Consider the following 15448-nt stretch of genomic DNA (forward strand, 5'->3'; position numbering starts at 1 on the left):
TGGGCGGGCCGGGATGCACCATGTCATCCCGGCCCGTCGCCGTTCCCCCGGCCCGGGGTGCCCGACGGCCGCGGCGGCCCCTCCTCGGGCGGCACCACCCGCTTCTCCTCCGCGAAGTGGCAGGCCGAGTCGTGCGCCGCGGGCCCCCCGGTGTCGCGGAAGACGGCGGGCACCGCGAGGGCCGGCACCTCCCGGGCGCACCGCTCCTGCGCCTTCCAGCAGCGGGTGCGGAAACGGCAGCCGGAGGGGACGTTCGTCGGCGAGGGCACGTCGCCCGCGAGGAGGATCCGCTCGCGGTGCTCCCGGGCCTCCGGGTCGGGGACCGGTACGGCCGACAGCAGCGCCTGGGTGTACGGGTGGGTGGGGTGGTCGTAGATCTCGGCGTCCCTGCCGATCTCCACGATCCGGCCGAGGTACATGACGCCGACCCGGTCCGAGATGTGCCGGACGATCGACAGGTCGTGCGCGATGAAGACGTAGGAGAGGTCGAACTCCGCCTGGAGCCGGTCGAGCAGGTTGACCACCTGGGCCTGCACCGAGACGTCCAGGGCGGACACCGGCTCGTCGGCGACGATGACCTCGGGGCGCAGCGCCAGTCCCCGTGCGATGCCGATGCGCTGGCGCTGGCCGCCGGAGAACTGGTGCGGGTAGCGGTTGATGTACTCCGGATTCAGGCCGACCACGTCCAGCAGTTCCTGGACCCTGCGGCGCCGCTCGCCCTTCGGTGCCGCCTCGGGGTGGATGTCGTACGGCTCCCCCACGATGTCGCCCACCGTCATCCGGGGGTTGAGCGAGGTGTAGGGGTCCTGGAAGACCATCTGGATGTTGCGGCGCACGGCCTTCAGGGCCCGGCCGGACAGCCGGGTGATGTCCTCGCCCTTGAACCGGATGACGCCCGCCGTCGGCCGCTCCAGATGGCAGAGCAGCTTCGCGACCGTGGACTTGCCGCAGCCCGACTCCCCGACGATGCCCAGGGTCTCGCCCCGGCCGAGGGTGAAGTCGACGCCGTCGACCGCCTTCACCGCTCCGACGTGCTTGCGGAACACGATGCCCCGGGTCAGCGGGTAGTGCTTGACGAGGCCGCCGACCTCCAGGATCGGCTCAGTGGTCGGCGCCATCGAGGCACTCCCTCCAGAAGTGGCAGGCGCTGCCGCGCACTTCGGACACCTCGTACAGCGCGGGCTCGTCGGTGCGGCACACGTCCCGGGCCATCGGGCAGCGCGGGTGGAAGGAGCAGCCCGGCGGGATGCGGGTCAGGTTCGGCGGGAGTCCCTTGATGGCGTACAGCTCCTGCCCCTTCTGGTCCAGGCGCGGGATGGAGTCCAGCAGCCCTCGGGTGTAGGGGTGGGCCGGGGCCTTGTAGATGTCGTGCACGGGCGCGGACTCGATGATCTTCCCCGCGTACATCACCGCGATCCGGTCGGCGACGTCCGCGACCACCCCGAGGTCGTGCGTGATGAGGATGAGCCCCATGCGGTACTCGCGCTGCAACTCCGCGAGCAGGTCCATGACCTGGGCCTGCACGGTGACGTCCAGGGCGGTGGTGGGCTCGTCGGCGATGACGAGCGCCGGCTCCAGGGCCAGCGCCATCGCGATCATGATGCGCTGGCGCATGCCGCCGGAGAACTGGTGGGGGTAGTCCCGCGCCCGCTGGGCGGCGGCCGGGATGCGTACCCGGTCCATCAGCTCGACGGCCCTGGCCCGCGCGTCCTTCCTCGACGCCCCCCGGTGCACGACGAACATCTCCGCCAGCTGGTCCCCCACGGAGAGCACCGGGTTGAGGGCCGAGAGCGCGTCCTGGAAGATCATCGCCATCTGCGCGCCGCGGATCCTGCGCCGCTCCTCCTCCTTGAGCGTGAGCAGGTCCTGTCCCTGGAAGAGGATCCGCCCGCCGGTGATCCGCCCGGGCGGCATGTCCAGGATCCCCATCACCGCCTGCGCGGTCACCGACTTGCCGGAGCCGGACTCGCCGAGCACCGCCAGCGTCTCCCCCGCGTCCACGCCGTAGCTCACCCCGTTGACGGCGTGCGCGACGCCGTCCCGGGTACGGAACTCCACCCGCAGATCACACACTTCGAGCAGCACGGCACCATCACCTCAGCTTCGGGTCGAGGGCGTCGCGGACCGCGTCGCCGAGCATGATGAAGGCCAGGACGGTGACGGCCAGGGCCCCCGAGGGCCACAGCAGGGCGTGCGGGGCGTTGCGGATGTACGGGGACGCGGCGGAGATGTCGATCCCCCAGGAGACGCTGGGCGGCTTGAGGCCGACGCCGAGGTAGGACAGGGTCGCCTCCAGGGCGATGTAGGTGCCGAGGGCGATGGTCGCCACGACGATCACCGGCGCGACGGCGTTCGGGGCGATGTGCCGGAGCAGGATCCGGGAGTCCGAGGCGCCGAGGGCGCGGGCGGCCTGCACGTAGTCGTTCTGCTTGGCGGTGATGACCGAGCCGCGGGCGATGCGCGAGATCTGCGGCCAGCCGAGCAGCACCATGAACCCGATGACCGGCCAGACCGTATTGCTGGTCACGACGGAGAGGAGGACGAGACCGCCGAGGACGACCGGGATGGCGAAGAAGATGTCGGTGACGCGGGACAGGAGCGAGTCCCAGATCCCGGTGAAGTAGCCCGCGAGTCCGCCGAGCACCGAACCGAGGACGGCCACGCCGAGCGTGGCCAGCACACCGACCGTGACCGAGGTGCGGGCGCCGTACACGGTGCGCGTGTAGACGTTGCAGCCCTGGCCGTCGTACCCGAAGGGGGCACCCGGCCCCGGCCCGTCCTGGGCCTTGGCGAGGTCGCACTGGAGCGGGCTGCCGGAGGCGATCGCCGACGGCCACAGGGAGATGAAGACCAGGAACAGGATGACGAGGCCGGAGAGGATGAAGACCGGGTTGCGCCGCAGGTCCCGCCAGGCGTCGGACCACAGCGAGCGCGGCTTGCCCTGCGCTCCCGTCCCCTCGCGTCCTCCCGGCGCCCCTTCGAGCGTGACCGCCTCGCTCGCCCCGAGGTCCATCGCGCCGCCCATACCGGTCCCCGCGATCGCGCCCTCGGGCTCGTACGGCTGCTCAGGCATAGCGGATCCTCGGGTCGAGTACGGCGTAGAGCAGGTCGACGAGCAGGTTGGCGACGAGGAAGACCAGGACGAGCACGGTCACGAAGCCGACGACCGTCTGGGTGTTCTGCCGCAGGATGCCCTGGTAGAGCTGGTAGCCGACGCCGTGGATGTTGAAGATCCGCTCGGTGACGATCGCGCCGCCCATCAGCGCGCCGATGTCGAAGCCGATGAAGGTGACCACCGGGATCAGGGAGTTGCGCAGCAGGTGCCGGGTGATGACCCGGTGCCGGGGCAGGCCCTTGGCGATCGCCGTGCGGACGTAGTCGGCCCGCTTGTTCTCGGCGATGGAGGTACGGGTGAGCCGGGTGACGTAGGCGAGCGAGACGGAGGCGAGGACCAGGCCGGGCACGATCAGCTCGTCGAAGCTTGCCGCAGGCGAGACGGAGGGCTTGATCCAGCCCCACTCGACGCCGAGCAGCAGCTGGAGCAGCAGGCCGGTGACGAAGGTGGGGACGGAGATGACGACGAGGGTCAGGACGAGGACCGAGGTGTCGACGGGCCGGCCGCGCCGCAGTCCGGTCACCACGCCGAGGGCGATGCCGACGACGATCTCGAAGAGGATCGCGACGATCGTGAGCCGGATGGTGACCGGGAACGCCGTGGCCATCAGCTCGGTGACCGGCTGGCCGTTGAACGCCGTCCCGAAGTCCCCGGTGAAGACGTTCCCCATGTAGGTCAGGTACTGCTGCCACAGCGGCTTGTCGAGGCCGAACTCCTTCTTCAGCTGGGCGGCCGTCGCCGGGTCGCAGGAGCGCTCACCGCACAGCCCGGCGATGGGGTCGCCCATCACGTTCACCATGAGGAAGATCAGCAGGGTGGCCCCGATGAACACCGGGATCATCTGGAGCAGCCGCCTGGCGACGTAGCGTCCCATGCCGTCAGCCGACCTTGATCTCGTTGTAGACCGGCACGCTGAAGGGGTTCAGGGCCACGTGGGACAGCCGCGCGGAGTAGCCGGCGCTGCCGTTCTGGTACCAGAGCGGGACGGCGGCCATGTTGTCCCGCACCACGCCCTCGGCCTGCTGGAAGAGCGCGATCGCCTTGGGGGTGTCGCTCTCGGCGTTGGCCTCGTCGACGAGCCGGTCGAACCGCTTGTCGGACCACTTGCCGTCGTTGGAGGAGGCGCCCGTGTAGTACAGCGGCTGCAGGAAGTTCTGGATCAACGGGTAGTCCATCTGCCAGCCGGCCCGGAAGGGACCGGACATCCTGTGCTGGGTGATCTGGTTGCGGAAGTCGGCGAAGGTGCCGATCGGGTTGCCGACGCAGGCCGTGTCGTTGCCGAGCGCGTTGTTGATGGAGTTGCACACGGCGTCCACCCACTGCTTGTGCGAGCCCGAGTCCGCGTTGTAGGTGATCTTCAGCCGGCCGCCGGGGATGCCGCCGCCCTCCTCGATCAGCTGCTTCGCCCGGACCGGGTCGTACTCGCAGGCGGGGCCGCACAGGCCGGCCTTGAAGCCGCCGTCGACGCCGAGGACCGGGGAGGTCCAGTCGGTGGCCGGGGTGCGGGTGCCGCGGAAGATGGTCTCGGTGATCTGCTTCCGGTTGATGGCCATCGACAGGCCGGTGCGGACCTTCCGGGCGCCGGCGGTGTTCCACTTCGGGTCGTAGAACGGGAAGGCGAGGGTCTGCAGGATGCCGGCCGGGGTGTTGATGTAGCGGCCGTCCAGGTCGGTCTCGACGTTCTTGAGCTGGGCGGCGGGCACGTCGTCCACCAGGTCGAGGTTGCCGGCCAGCACATCGGTGTACGCGGTGCTGGTGTCGGTGTAGACCAGCAGGCTCACGCCGTCGTTGCGGGCACGGTCGGGGCCCGGGTAGGCGTTCCACTTCCGCAGGGCCATGGCGGAGCCCTTGGTGTACGACTGGACCTGGTACGGCCCGTTCCCGACCGGCCTGCTCACCCAGGCCGCGTGATCGGTGAAGAACGTGCGCGGCAGCGGAGCGAAGGCGACGTAGCCGAGGGTGTCGGGGAAGCTGGAGAACTTCTGGTTGAGCCGGACGGTGAACGTGCGGGGGCCGGTGACCTTGAGCCCCGACAGGCTGTCGGCGGTCTGGGCGCCGCTGTCGGGGTGGACCTTGTCGTAGCCCTCGATGTAGCCGAAGAAGTAGGCGTTCTTCTGGTTGTTGCGCAGGCTCGCGCCGTAGTTCCACGCGTCGACGAAGGAGCTCGCGGTGACCGGCTCCCCGTTGCTGAACCGCCAGCCGTCCTTGACGGTGATGCTGAAGTTCCGCGAGTCGGTGGTGTCGATCCGCTCGGCGAGCATGTCGGTGGCCTTGCCCGTCCTCGGGTCGTACCGCTTGAGGCCGCGGAAGATCATGTCGAGTACCTTGCCGCCCTGCACCTCGTTGGTGTTGGCGGGCTCCAGCGGGTTCTGCGGGTCGCCCCAGGAGGAGGTCAGCGTGCCGGGACCGCCGATGCCGCTCGCGCCGCTTCCGCAGGCGACGGCCAGGAACACCAGGGCGAGCGCGCCGGCGGTCCGCCCCACAGGCCCGGTTCCCCGCATGGCGTGCCTCCTCCGTGACTATTGGTCCATTAACGGTCAATATCACGAATAAGGGACAGAATGGTATGTTCCGATGGGTCGACGGGCCGGAACTCAGCCGGATGCACGCGCGAGGGCCCACTCCGGGCGGGAAATCGGGCACCCTCGCCGACCGACAGGGGCCACACCCGGTGGATCTTGGTCCGGAAGCGCAATAGATCTTCGGGCAACGATGCCGAAACGTTGGATTCCGACGCGTCGATGTACGCATTTCGACATACCACCGTCCGTATATCGAACTTCTTGCCCGAATAGTCCAGTTAGTCCGATGTGAAGCACGGATTGATTACAGGGCGCTACCCGCGTAGCTACGGAACAGTCAAGCGCGAGCAAAGAAGGTAAATAGACAACCAAGCCGACCGAGAATTTATTGACCTTGAATGAATTGCGTTGAAAAAGTCCGGCGTAGCCCGTAGGGGAGCGCCCTGCGGAGTCATCTCTGACCCACCCTTGGGCCGCAGGAGCACCATGACCCTCCCAACTCCATCTACGGCTGTCCCCCTCGAGGTGACCGACGAGTCCGCCGCGAAGTCGATCGCTTCCGGCGACTCGAAGGGCAGCGAGGGGCGTTCTCCGGGACGACTTGCCTGGAAGCGCTTCAAGCGCGACCGGACGGGTGTCATATCCGCCTGCATCGTGATCTTCTTCTTCGTGATCGGCATCGCTGCGCCGCTGATCTCGAAGCTGTACGGCAAGGACCCGTACACCACCTACGCGAGCCAGGACCCGAGCCTGCTCGACGCCTTCTCGTACCCCGCCGGCCCCAACGGCGGCATGAGCTCCGACTTCTGGTTCGGCATCGAGCCCCAGCTCGGCCGGGACGTCTTCACGTTCCTGCTCTACGCGATCCGGAACTCGCTGGGCATCGCCGCGGCGGCCACGATCCTCACCACGGTCGTCGGCGTCGTGGTCGGCGTCACGGCGGGCTACCTCGGCGGCAAGACGGACTACCTCGTCGGCCGGGTCATCGACATCCTGCTGTCGTTCCCGTCGACCCTGTTCTTCATCGCGTTCATGCCCGTCGTCTACGGCATCTTCGTCAAGCCGGACGACAACATCCCGACCGGACTGGTCGTCCTCTCCCTGATCGTCGTGCTGTCCGCCTTCGGCTGGGCGTCCATCGCCCGACTGCTGCGAGGCCAGGTACTCGGTCTGCGCGAGCGTGAGTTCGTCGAGGCGGCGAAGGTCACGGGCGCGTCTCCGATGCGCATCGTGTTCAAGGAGTTGCTGCCCAACCTGTGGACTCCGATCATCATCCAGTCCACGCTCATGCTTCCGGCGTACGTGACCGCCGAGGCCGGTCTGGCCTTCCTCGGCGTCGGCGTCACCGACCCCACCCCCGACTGGGGCGTGATGATCGGCCGCGGCGCCACGTTCTACACCGAGGACATCACCTTCATGCTCTTCCCGGGCCTCGCCATGGTGATCTTCGTCCTCGCCTTCAACCTGCTCGGCGACTCCGTGCGTGACGCACTCGACCCGAAGTCGAAGCGGTAGCAACGCAGTTCCACCCGGCCCGGGGCGGTGACACCCGGCTGGTCCCGTCTGTTCCGATCAACTCTCTAGGCAGGCTCAGCATGTCCTTTTCTCGTCGAAACTTCCTGATCGCCACCGGTGTGGTGGCCGCCTCCTCCTCGGTGCTGAGCGCCTGCAGCAGTGGCTCGAAGAGCTCCGGCCACGACAACGTGCCCTCGGTGAGCGACTCCAAGGCCGTCAACATCCCGGTCGGCACCAAGGCCGACTCGACCGGCCCGGCTCCCGAGGTCAAGGACGCGGTCAAGGGCGGGACCATCTACTCGCTCGACCAGTTCGACATGGACCACATGGACCCGGCCCAGATCTACGTCTCGACCGAGGGCGCCATCACCGTCCCGATCATGCGTGGTCTGACCGGCTACAAGCTCGACGAGAAGGGTGGCTGCACCCTCGTCGGTGACGCGGCCACGGACGCCGGCACCATGAAGAACGGCGGCAAGACCTGGTCGTTCACCATCAAGGACGGCATCAAGTGGGAGGACGGCTCCGACCTCTCCATGGACGACGTCCGCCACACCTTCGAGCGCCTCTTCGCGTCCTTCGTGACCGAGGGTCCGCGCTACGTCCAGCAGTGGCTGGTCGGCGGCGACAAGTACAAGGGCCCGTACAGCGGCAAGGAGCTCGACTCGATCGAGGTCTCCGGCAAGACGATCACCTTCCACCTCACCGAAGCGCGCGCCGACTTCAACTACACCCTGGCGATGCGCGGCTACTCCCTGGTGCCCAAGAAGCACGACACCAAGGAGAAGTACGACAAGCGCCCGTTCTCCTGCGGCCCGTACAAGATCGGTGACCGCAAGATCGGCAAGTCGCTGACCTACGTGCGCAACGACCACTGGGACGCGAAGACGGACCCGATCCGCAACGCCTACCCGGACAAGTACGTCTTCCAGTTCGGCTTCGAGCTGATCGCCTCCACCGACCGGTACATGGCGGACAAGGGCAACGACCAGTACACGATGTCGATCTTCAACGAGGTCGCCCCGGAGCGCATCGCGCAGGTCCTCACCAACGCGAAGCTCAAGGAGCGCGTCCTCACCCAGGTCGACACGGTCACGTACTACTGGCCGATCAACATGACCCGCATCAAGGACGTCAAGGTCCGCCAGGCCATCAACTGGGCGTGGCCGCACCAGCAGCTGCAGACCATCCGCGGCGGCAAGGCGTCCAGCGAGCTGGCCACCACCATCCTCAGCCCCGTGACCCCGGGTTACGAGAAGTTCGACCTCTACGGCACGGACAAGAAGCCCGGTGGCGACCCGGTCAAGGCCAAGGCCCTGCTGAAGGAGGCCGGCAAGGTCGGCCAGAAGCTGGTCATCGCCTACCAGCACTCCGACAACGCGGTGAAGTCCGCCGTCGCGATCAAGAACGCCCTCGAGGCCGCCGGCTTCCAGGTCGTCAACAAGCAGGTCGACAAGTCGACCTTCTACACGCAGATCGGCAAGGTCGACAACGACTTCGACCTGTTCGCGGCCGGCTGGAGCCCGGACTGGCCGAACGGCTACTCGGTCTTCTACCCCTGCTGGAGCGGCAAGAACATCGGCGACGGCCGCAGCAACTACGCCCAGCTGAACGACCCGAGCGTCAACAAGGCGATCGACGCCGCGTCGAAGATCGCCGACCCGGACAAGGCCAACAAGGCCTGGGGCAACGTCGACCGCCAGATCATGGAGCTGGCGGCGGTCGTCCCGGACTACCACTCCATCCGTAACTGGATGTACGGGTCGAAGGTCGGCAACGTCGTGTTCGACGCCGGCAACACCTGCATCGCGCTCTCCAAGCTCTACGCCAAGAAGTAAGAGCGCACGACCCCTGGGGGCGGCCATGACCTGGCCGCCCCCTCCGGCCCACCCCTCACCCCGGCGACGGCGCCCCGTCCGGAAAGTCACGCCCCATGTTCCGCTTCCTTGTCCGCCGAGTCCTCGGCGCGCTGGTCATCCTGTTGATCATCAGCGCAGTCACCTTCTGGCTCTTCTACGCCATCCCGCGTGACCCCGCCATGATGTCCTGCGGCAAGAACTGCACGCCTGACATGCTCAAGCAGGTGCGGCACAACCTGGGCATCGACCACCCGGTCCCGGTCCAGTACTGGTACTGGCTGAAGGGCATCTTCGTCGGACGCAGCTACGGCGACTTCGGCGACTGCAGCGCGCCGTGCCTCGGCTACTCGTTCGCCAACCGCGAGCCCGTCCTCGGCACGATCCTGGACCGGCTTCCGCTGACGCTCTCCCTCGCCTTCGGCGCGGCCGTGGTCTTCCTCGTCTTCGGCGTCGGCGCCGGCATGATCGCCGCCCTCAAGCAGGGCAAGTGGCAGGACAAGGCGGCCAGCTCCGCCTCGCTGGTCGGCTCCTCGCTGCAGATCTACTTCGTCGGGTACATCGCGATGTACTTCCTCGTGTTCAAGCTCGGCATCCTCGACAACCCGTCGTACACGCCGATCACCGAGGACCCGGCGTCGTGGGCCTCCGGCCTGCTGCTGCCGTGGCTGGTCCTCGCGATCATCTTCACCGCGAACTACACGCGTATGGCCCGCTCCCAGCTCGTGGAGCAGCTCACCGAGGACTACGTCCGCACGGCCCGCGCCAAGGGTCTCTCCCGCCGCAACGTCTTCTTCCGCTTCGCCTGGCGTGGCGCGATGGGCCCGATCGTCACCATCTTCGGTGTCGACCTGGGCACCCTGATCGGCGGCGCGATCATCACCGAGTCCGTCTTCAGCCTCCAGGGCGTGGGCCGGCTCGCGCTCGACGCCGTGAACAAGAGCGACCTGCCCATGGTGCTCGGCGTCACCCTCCTGTCGGCCGGCGCGATCGTGATCTTCAACATCATCGTGGACGCCGTCTACGCCCTCATCGACCCGCGGATCCGGCTCGCCTGACCTCCGCCGCACCCCCTACCCCTCGCATCACCCCAGGAGCGTCCCCGTGACGAGCACCGATCAGCAGCCGTTCCTCTCCATCAGGGACCTCAAGGTCCACTTCTCCACCGAGGACGGCATCGTCAAGGCCGTCGACGGGCTCAGCTTCGACCTGATCAAGGGCAAGACCCTCGGCATCGTGGGTGAGTCGGGCTCGGGCAAGTCCGTGACGAACCTGACGATCCTGGGCCTGCACGACCGCGACCGCACCGCCATCGAGGGCGAGATCCTCCTCGACGGCAAGGAGCTGCTCACGGCCACCGAGAAGGAGCTGGAGCGGCTCCGCGGCAACAAGATGTCCATGATCTTCCAGGACGCGCTGGCCTCGCTGTCGCCGTACCACACCATCGGTACGCAGATCGGCGAGACCTACCGCAAGCACACGGGCTGCTCCAGGTCCGAGGCCCGCAAGCGCGCGATCGAGATGCTGCGCCGGGTCGGCATCCCGCAGCCGGACATGCGGGTCGACGACTACCCGCACCAGTTCTCCGGCGGTATGCGCCAGCGCGCGATGATCGCGATGGCGCTGGTGTGCGACCCCGAGCTGCTGATCGCGGACGAGCCGACGACCGCGCTGGACGTGACCGTGCAGGCCCAGATCATGGACCTGCTCAAGGACCTCCAGCAGGAGTTCGGCACCGCCATCATCTTCATCACCCACGACCTCGGCGTCATCGCCGACATCGCGGACGACGTCCTGGTGATGTACGGCGGCCGGTGCGTGGAGCGCGGCACGAAGAAGGAGGTGCTGGGCGACCCGCAGCACCCCTACACGGTGGGCCTGCTCAACTCGATGCCCAGCCTGAACGGGTCGGTGGACGTCCCGCTGACGCCCATCCCGGGCTCGCCGCCCTCGCTGCTCAACCCGCCGACCGGTTGCCGCTTCCACCCTCGCTGCGCCTTCGCGGAGAAGGTGGAGGGCGGTCTGTGCTCCACCGAGCGCCCCCTGCTCGAGGTCCTGGAGGGCCGTGGCTCCGCGTGCCACCTCACGCCGGAGCAGAAGCAGGAACTCTTCGCCGACTTCGCCGCGACCCCGCACAACTGACGGACTGACGGGACTTCACGATCATGAGCAACACGAACCCCCTCCTGGACGTCTCCGGGCTGACCAAGCACTTCCCGATCAAGGGCGGCTTCCCGATCCGCCGTACCGTCGGCGCCGTCCAGGCCGTCGACGGCCTGGACTTCCAGGTCGGCGAGGGCGAGAGCCTGGGCCTCGTCGGCGAGTCCGGCTGCGGCAAGTCGACCACCGGCCGGCTGATCACCCGGCTGATGGAGCCCACGGCGGGCAAGATCAGCTACCGCGGGCAGGACATCACGCACGCGGGCCGCAAGGACCTGGCGCCGATCCGGTCCGAGATCCAGATGATCTTCCAGGACCCGTACGCCTCGCTGAACCCGCGGCACACGGTCGGCAAGATCATCTCCGGCCCGATGGAGATCAACGACGTCAACCCGGCCGGCGGCCGCGAGAAGCGCGTGCGCGAGCTGCTGGAGATCGTCGGTCTCAACCCGGAGCACTACAACCGGTTCCCGCACGAGTTCTCCGGTGGCCAGCGTCAGCGCATCGGTGTGGCCCGCGCGCTCGCCCTGGAGCCGAAGCTGATCGTCGCCGACGAGCCGGTCTCCGCACTCGACGTGTCGATCCAGGCCCAGGTCGTCAACCTGCTCCAGAAGGTGCAGAACGAACTCGGCATCGCGTTCGTGTTCATCGCTCACGACCTCGCGATCGTGCGGCACTTCTCACAGCGCGTCGCGGTCATGTACCTGGGTAAGATCGTCGAGATAGCAGACCGCGAGGACCTGTACGACAACCCGCGCCACCCGTACACGCGGGCCCTGCTGTCCGCCGTGCCCGAGGCCACGGTGGACGAGGAGCCCCGTGAGCGCATCCGCCTGACCGGTGACGTGCCGTCGCCGATCAACCCGCCCTCCGGCTGCCGTTTCCGTACCCGCTGCTGGAAGGCGACGGAGAAGTGCGCGACCGAGGCACCGCCGCTGGTCCAGGTGGACGGCAACAAGCCGGGCCACCTGACGGCCTGCCACTACCCGGAGACGGCGGACCTCATCCCGGCGCAGCGCCTGTCCAAGGACCCCGAGGCGGCGGCCTGACACACCCCTTTTCGTCAGCCGCCCCCTTGCGGAACGGACCTTCTCGGCCCATTGACCCGAGCCCATGAAGTCCGATCCAGGGGATGAAGGCCCGCGTCCACCCGGATGCGGGCCTTCGTCGTTCCTCCGCGCCGAACGCACCCCACGGTCACGTGTCACCGACCCAAACTCCATACGGTCGTTCGGAGTTGAGAACCCCTCAAGAACTGGGCCGGAAACTGACGCGCCGTTCAGCATCGTGTGTCAGACTGCCGCGGTGGTAGATCACTCGTTCGCCGATCTCTCGCTCGCCGCACTGTACGACGGCCTCAATCCCTGGGGGCCGAGTGACGACTTCTACCTCGGTCTGGTGAGAGACGCCCGCTCCGTGCTGGACATCGGCTGTGGCACCGGGCGGCTGCTGCGGCAGGCCCGGTCCGAGGGGCACGAGGGCCGGCTGATGGGACTCGACCCGGCCGCCGCCATGCTCGTCCAGGCGCGCCGGGCCCGGCCCGACGTCGAGTGGGTGCTCGGGGACACGCGGGTACGGCGGTGGGAGGCGGACTTCGACCTCGTCGTGATGACCGGGCACGCCTTCCAGGCGCTGGTCCGCGACCAGGACATCCGGCACTGCCTCGGCGGCGTCCGCGCGGCCCTCGCGGACGACGGGAGGTTCGTGTTCGAGACCCGGAACCCGGCCGCCCGCGGCTGGGAGCGGTGGACTCCGGAGCGGGTGCACTCCATCACCGCCGACGACGGCACACCGGTGCGGGTGTGGCACGAGGTGCAGGACGAGGACCCGGAGCGGGGCCTGGTGCGGTTCACGGAGACCTTCTCCGGCGACGGCTGGCCGGCCCCCAGGGTCAGCCGCACCACCCTGCGCTTCCTGGACGCCGAGACCCTGGAGGGCTTCCTCACGGAGGCCGGCCTGGCGGTCGTCGAACAGTACGGCGACTGGAGCCGGGGCCCCCTCACCCCGACCGCCCCCGAGATCATCACAGTGGTCGGCCGGGCCTAGGGAGCTCCGGCCACCGCTCCCGCCGCGGCCAGCAGTCCGGCGGTTCCGGGATGGGGGCCGGCGAGCGCCCAGTCCAGCGGGGCGCGGCCGGTTCCGCGATCCTCACGCAGGCCCGGATCCGCTCCGTGCTCCAGCAACGCGCGCACGGTCTCGGTGTACCCCCAGCACGCGGCCGCGCACAGGGGTGTCCCGTCCGTGCCGGGCCCGCCGCTCTCGGTGTCCGGGCACGCACCGGCCGCCAGGAGCAGGCGCACGATCCCGGCCTCCCCGTTGACGGACGCCAGGTAAAGGGGAGTCGCACCGTCCCGGTCGGCCTGCTCGGGATCCGCGCCGGATCGCAGCAGCGAGCGCACCCGGGCCGGGTCGCCCGACAGGATCGCGTCGAACAGCCGCCGGGAGAGTTTCTTGCGCTGCCGTCGGTTCATGAGCGCCGAGAATAGCGGCCGGCCAGGGGAAGGGCTCGAGCATGTCCCAGAGCGTCTGATGGTCTGTCATTTTTGCGACATAGCAAGCAATTTGGTCACCGCACGCCGCCGAGGTTCCCCGTGCCGAGCGTGATTGTGATCATGGACTTGGTCACTGGTTGTCCCCCGCGCGCCCCAGGTAGGTTTTCGGCATGCCCACCCGGTCGGCCGACCTCCGACCATGCGGTGGAGCCAAGGGGGTGGCTGACGGCGGCAGCCGGGACGAGCACACGCGGCTCTCGACAGGCGCGTCCCCCGGTGGCGTGGACGTCGACAGCTTGGAGCCCGAGCCTCCCCATGAACTGCCGTTCGCCCCGACCCCGCTTCCGGCTGCCCTTATGGCTGATCCCGCTGCCCTGGACCGTCGGTCTGGGTGTGTGGGGACTGTCCCGGCAGCACAGCGTGTGGCGGGACGAGGCCGCGACCTGGATGGCGGCCCAGCGGTCCCTGCCCGAACTCGAGCACCTGCTGGGGCAGGTCGACGCCGTGCACGGGCTGTACTACCTGCTGATGCACGGGCTGTTCAGCTGCTTCGGGCCGAGCATCACGACCCTCAGGCTGCCCTCCGTACTGGCCATGGCCGTGGCCGCGTCCTGTGTCACGGCCGTCGGCCACCGACTGGCCGGTGCCGGCGCCGGTGTCGGCGCCGGGCTGGCGTTCGGGCTCCTTCCCGCCGTGCAGTTCTCCCTCCAGGACGGCCGCCCGTACGCGTTCGTGTGCGCGGGGGCGGCGATCTCGACGCTGCTTCTCGTCGACGTGCTCCAGGGGCGCGGACGGACCGGGCACTGGGTGGCGTACGGCGGCACGGTGCTGGTCTGCGCGCTGCTGAACTGGCTGTCGCTGCTGATCCTGCCCGCCCATCTGGCGACGGTGGTGTGGACGGGGGCCGGGCGCGGGACCCGGACGCGCTGGGCGGTCACCGCGTGGGCCGTGGTCGCGGGTGCGCTGCCGCTGATCCTGTTCAGCCGGGGTCAGGCACACCAGGTGGCCTGGATACCGCCGCTGACCCGGCACACGCTGATCGGCCCGGCCGTCCTGCTGACGCTCGGCGGTCTCCTCGCCCTGCCGGGCCGGCCGCGGGCGGGCCGTCTGTCGGTGGCGGCCGTCGGACTGCCGCTGCTGGCAGTGCCGTTGCTCGGCCTGATCGGTGTGTCCCTGGTCCGGCCGCTGTATCAGGAGCGCTATGTCCTGTTCGCCATGCTGGGCCTGGCGCTGCTGATCGGAGGGGCGCTGGCGGCGGCGACCCGGTCGGCGGCCCGCCGACATCCGGGCGCCGCGCGCTGGCTCGTCCCGGTGGCGGTCGTGACGGCGCTGGCGGCGCTGTCACCGCAGTTGCTGGCCACGCGGTCCCCGGCCAGCCGCGTGGACGACGTCCTCGCGGTGGCCGGGGACGTCCGGAAGCTGAAGAGGACCGGGGACGCTGTCCTCTTCATCCCCGCGGACCGGCGCGACACCGCCCAGGTCTCCCCCGACGACTTCGCCGGGCTCCGGGACATCGCGCTCGTCAGGGACCCCGTGGAAGCCGGGAACCTCAAGGGCGAGGAGGCCCCGCCGCACCGTATCCGGGCCGCCATGCTGACGCAGCGCCGCATCCTGCTGGTCACCGACGCACCGGAGGTGGCCCCGCCGGTGTCCGCCGAGCGGGACCGGGCGAAGACCGCCGTACTGCGGCGGTACTTCACCGCGGTGGCGGATGAGCGGGTCCGCGGCCGGCGGGTCACGGTGTACGCGCGTCGCCCGTGACCGCCGGCACGGCCACGGGCGGCGCCT

At 68.9% G+C, this 15448-nt stretch carries 13 protein-coding genes; 7 read left to right on the forward strand and 6 right to left on the reverse strand.

All coding sequences use genetic code 11. From position 1 onward, the window contains the following. Positions 1 to 23: 23 nt before the first annotated feature. From BLW57_RS14815 to BLW57_RS14835, 5 genes are read right to left on the reverse strand one after another with little or no spacing between them, the layout of a single operon-like run. Positions 24 to 1118 carry an ABC transporter ATP-binding protein gene (locus BLW57_RS14815; protein ID WP_093474984.1) on the reverse strand — a complete coding sequence of 365 codons (1095 nt, stop codon included), beginning with the start codon at positions 1116 to 1118 and terminating at the stop codon, positions 24 to 26. Further along, on the reverse strand, positions 1102 to 2085 hold the full coding sequence (locus BLW57_RS14820; RefSeq protein WP_093474986.1) for an ABC transporter ATP-binding protein: 984 nt from the start codon (positions 2083 to 2085) through the stop codon (positions 1102 to 1104). Before BLW57_RS14820 ends, BLW57_RS14815 begins: the two co-directional genes overlap by 17 nt. A gap of 7 nt (positions 2086 to 2092) precedes the next feature. Continuing rightward, positions 2093 to 3073 (reverse strand): ABC transporter permease, encoded by a 981-nt coding sequence (locus BLW57_RS14825; RefSeq protein ID WP_093474987.1) that lies wholly within the window; start codon positions 3071 to 3073, stop codon positions 2093 to 2095. After that, complete coding sequence (locus BLW57_RS14830; RefSeq protein WP_093474989.1) at positions 3066 to 3989, reverse strand: ABC transporter permease; 924 nt, start codon at positions 3987 to 3989, stop codon at positions 3066 to 3068. Before BLW57_RS14830 ends, BLW57_RS14825 begins: the two co-directional genes overlap by 8 nt. Before the next feature lie 4 nt (positions 3990 to 3993). Next, complete coding sequence (locus BLW57_RS14835) at positions 3994 to 5616, reverse strand: peptide ABC transporter substrate-binding protein (protein ID WP_093474990.1); 1623 nt, start codon at positions 5614 to 5616, stop codon at positions 3994 to 3996. A 507-nt stretch (positions 5617 to 6123) separates the two neighbouring features. On the opposite strand from BLW57_RS14835, the gene BLW57_RS14840 reads away from it, so the two are divergent. The 6 genes from BLW57_RS14840 to BLW57_RS14865 all read left to right on the forward strand — a co-directional run bounded on the left by BLW57_RS14840 (position 6124) and on the right by BLW57_RS14865 (position 13214). Continuing rightward, positions 6124 to 7152 (forward strand): ABC transporter permease, encoded by a 1029-nt coding sequence (locus BLW57_RS14840; RefSeq protein WP_176985589.1) that lies wholly within the window; start codon positions 6124 to 6126, stop codon positions 7150 to 7152. 80 nt (positions 7153 to 7232) lie between these two features. Further along, on the forward strand, positions 7233 to 8990 hold the full coding sequence (locus BLW57_RS14845; RefSeq protein WP_093474993.1) for an ABC transporter substrate-binding protein: 1758 nt from the start codon (positions 7233 to 7235) through the stop codon (positions 8988 to 8990). Positions 8991 to 9085: 95 nt separating this feature from the next. Beyond that, positions 9086 to 10066, forward strand: coding sequence for an ABC transporter permease (locus tag BLW57_RS14850; RefSeq protein ID WP_093474995.1), 981 nt, complete (start codon positions 9086 to 9088; stop codon positions 10064 to 10066). Between the two features lie 46 nt (positions 10067 to 10112). Next, positions 10113 to 11150 (forward strand): ABC transporter ATP-binding protein, encoded by a 1038-nt coding sequence (locus tag BLW57_RS14855; RefSeq protein WP_093474996.1) that lies wholly within the window; start codon positions 10113 to 10115, stop codon positions 11148 to 11150. A 23-nt stretch (positions 11151 to 11173) separates the two neighbouring features. Then, entirely contained in the window at positions 11174 to 12217 is a 1044-nt protein-coding gene (locus BLW57_RS14860) for an ABC transporter ATP-binding protein (protein ID WP_093474998.1), read from the forward strand. A gap of 256 nt (positions 12218 to 12473) precedes the next feature. After that, a complete protein-coding gene (locus BLW57_RS14865; protein ID WP_093474999.1) occupies positions 12474 to 13214 on the forward strand; it encodes a class I SAM-dependent methyltransferase in 741 nt (246 codons plus the stop codon). On the opposite strand, the gene BLW57_RS14870 is transcribed toward BLW57_RS14865, so the two are convergent. Next, a complete protein-coding gene (locus BLW57_RS14870) occupies positions 13211 to 13639 on the reverse strand; it encodes an ankyrin repeat domain-containing protein (RefSeq protein ID WP_093475001.1) in 429 nt (142 codons plus the stop codon). The two genes, BLW57_RS14865 and BLW57_RS14870, sit on opposite strands and share 4 nt — an antisense overlap. A gap of 336 nt (positions 13640 to 13975) precedes the next feature. Between BLW57_RS14870 and BLW57_RS14875 the strand changes: the two genes are divergently transcribed. After that, positions 13976 to 15421, forward strand: a complete 1446-nt coding sequence (locus tag BLW57_RS14875; protein WP_093475002.1) for a glycosyltransferase family 39 protein — start codon at positions 13976 to 13978, stop codon at positions 15419 to 15421. Positions 15422 to 15448 lie beyond the last annotated feature (27 nt).

This window comes from Streptomyces sp. 1222.5 (assembly GCF_900105245.1).
GTDB lineage: Bacteria > Actinomycetota > Actinomycetes > Streptomycetales > Streptomycetaceae > Streptomyces > Streptomyces albidocamelliae.

Coding starts and splice junctions, on each gene's coding strand:
- BLW57_RS14845 (WP_093474993.1), top strand. CDS start 7,233: ATGTCCTTTTCTCGTCGAAACTTCCTGATCGCCACCGGTGTGGTGGCC.
- BLW57_RS14815 (WP_093474984.1), bottom strand. CDS start 1,118: ATGGCGCCGACCACTGAGCCGATCCTGGAGGTCGGCGGCCTCGTCAAG.
- BLW57_RS14850 (WP_093474995.1), top strand. CDS start 9,086: ATGTTCCGCTTCCTTGTCCGCCGAGTCCTCGGCGCGCTGGTCATCCTG.
- BLW57_RS14835 (WP_093474990.1), bottom strand. CDS start 5,616: ATGCGGGGAACCGGGCCTGTGGGGCGGACCGCCGGCGCGCTCGCCCTG.
- BLW57_RS14825 (WP_093474987.1), bottom strand. CDS start 3,073: ATGCCTGAGCAGCCGTACGAGCCCGAGGGCGCGATCGCGGGGACCGGT.
- BLW57_RS14840 (WP_176985589.1), top strand. CDS start 6,124: ATGACCCTCCCAACTCCATCTACGGCTGTCCCCCTCGAGGTGACCGAC.
- BLW57_RS14870 (WP_093475001.1), bottom strand. CDS start 13,639: ATGAACCGACGGCAGCGCAAGAAACTCTCCCGGCGGCTGTTCGACGCG.
- BLW57_RS14830 (WP_093474989.1), bottom strand. CDS start 3,989: ATGGGACGCTACGTCGCCAGGCGGCTGCTCCAGATGATCCCGGTGTTC.
- BLW57_RS14875 (WP_093475002.1), top strand. CDS start 13,976: ATGAACTGCCGTTCGCCCCGACCCCGCTTCCGGCTGCCCTTATGGCTG.
- BLW57_RS14860 (WP_093474998.1), top strand. CDS start 11,174: ATGAGCAACACGAACCCCCTCCTGGACGTCTCCGGGCTGACCAAGCAC.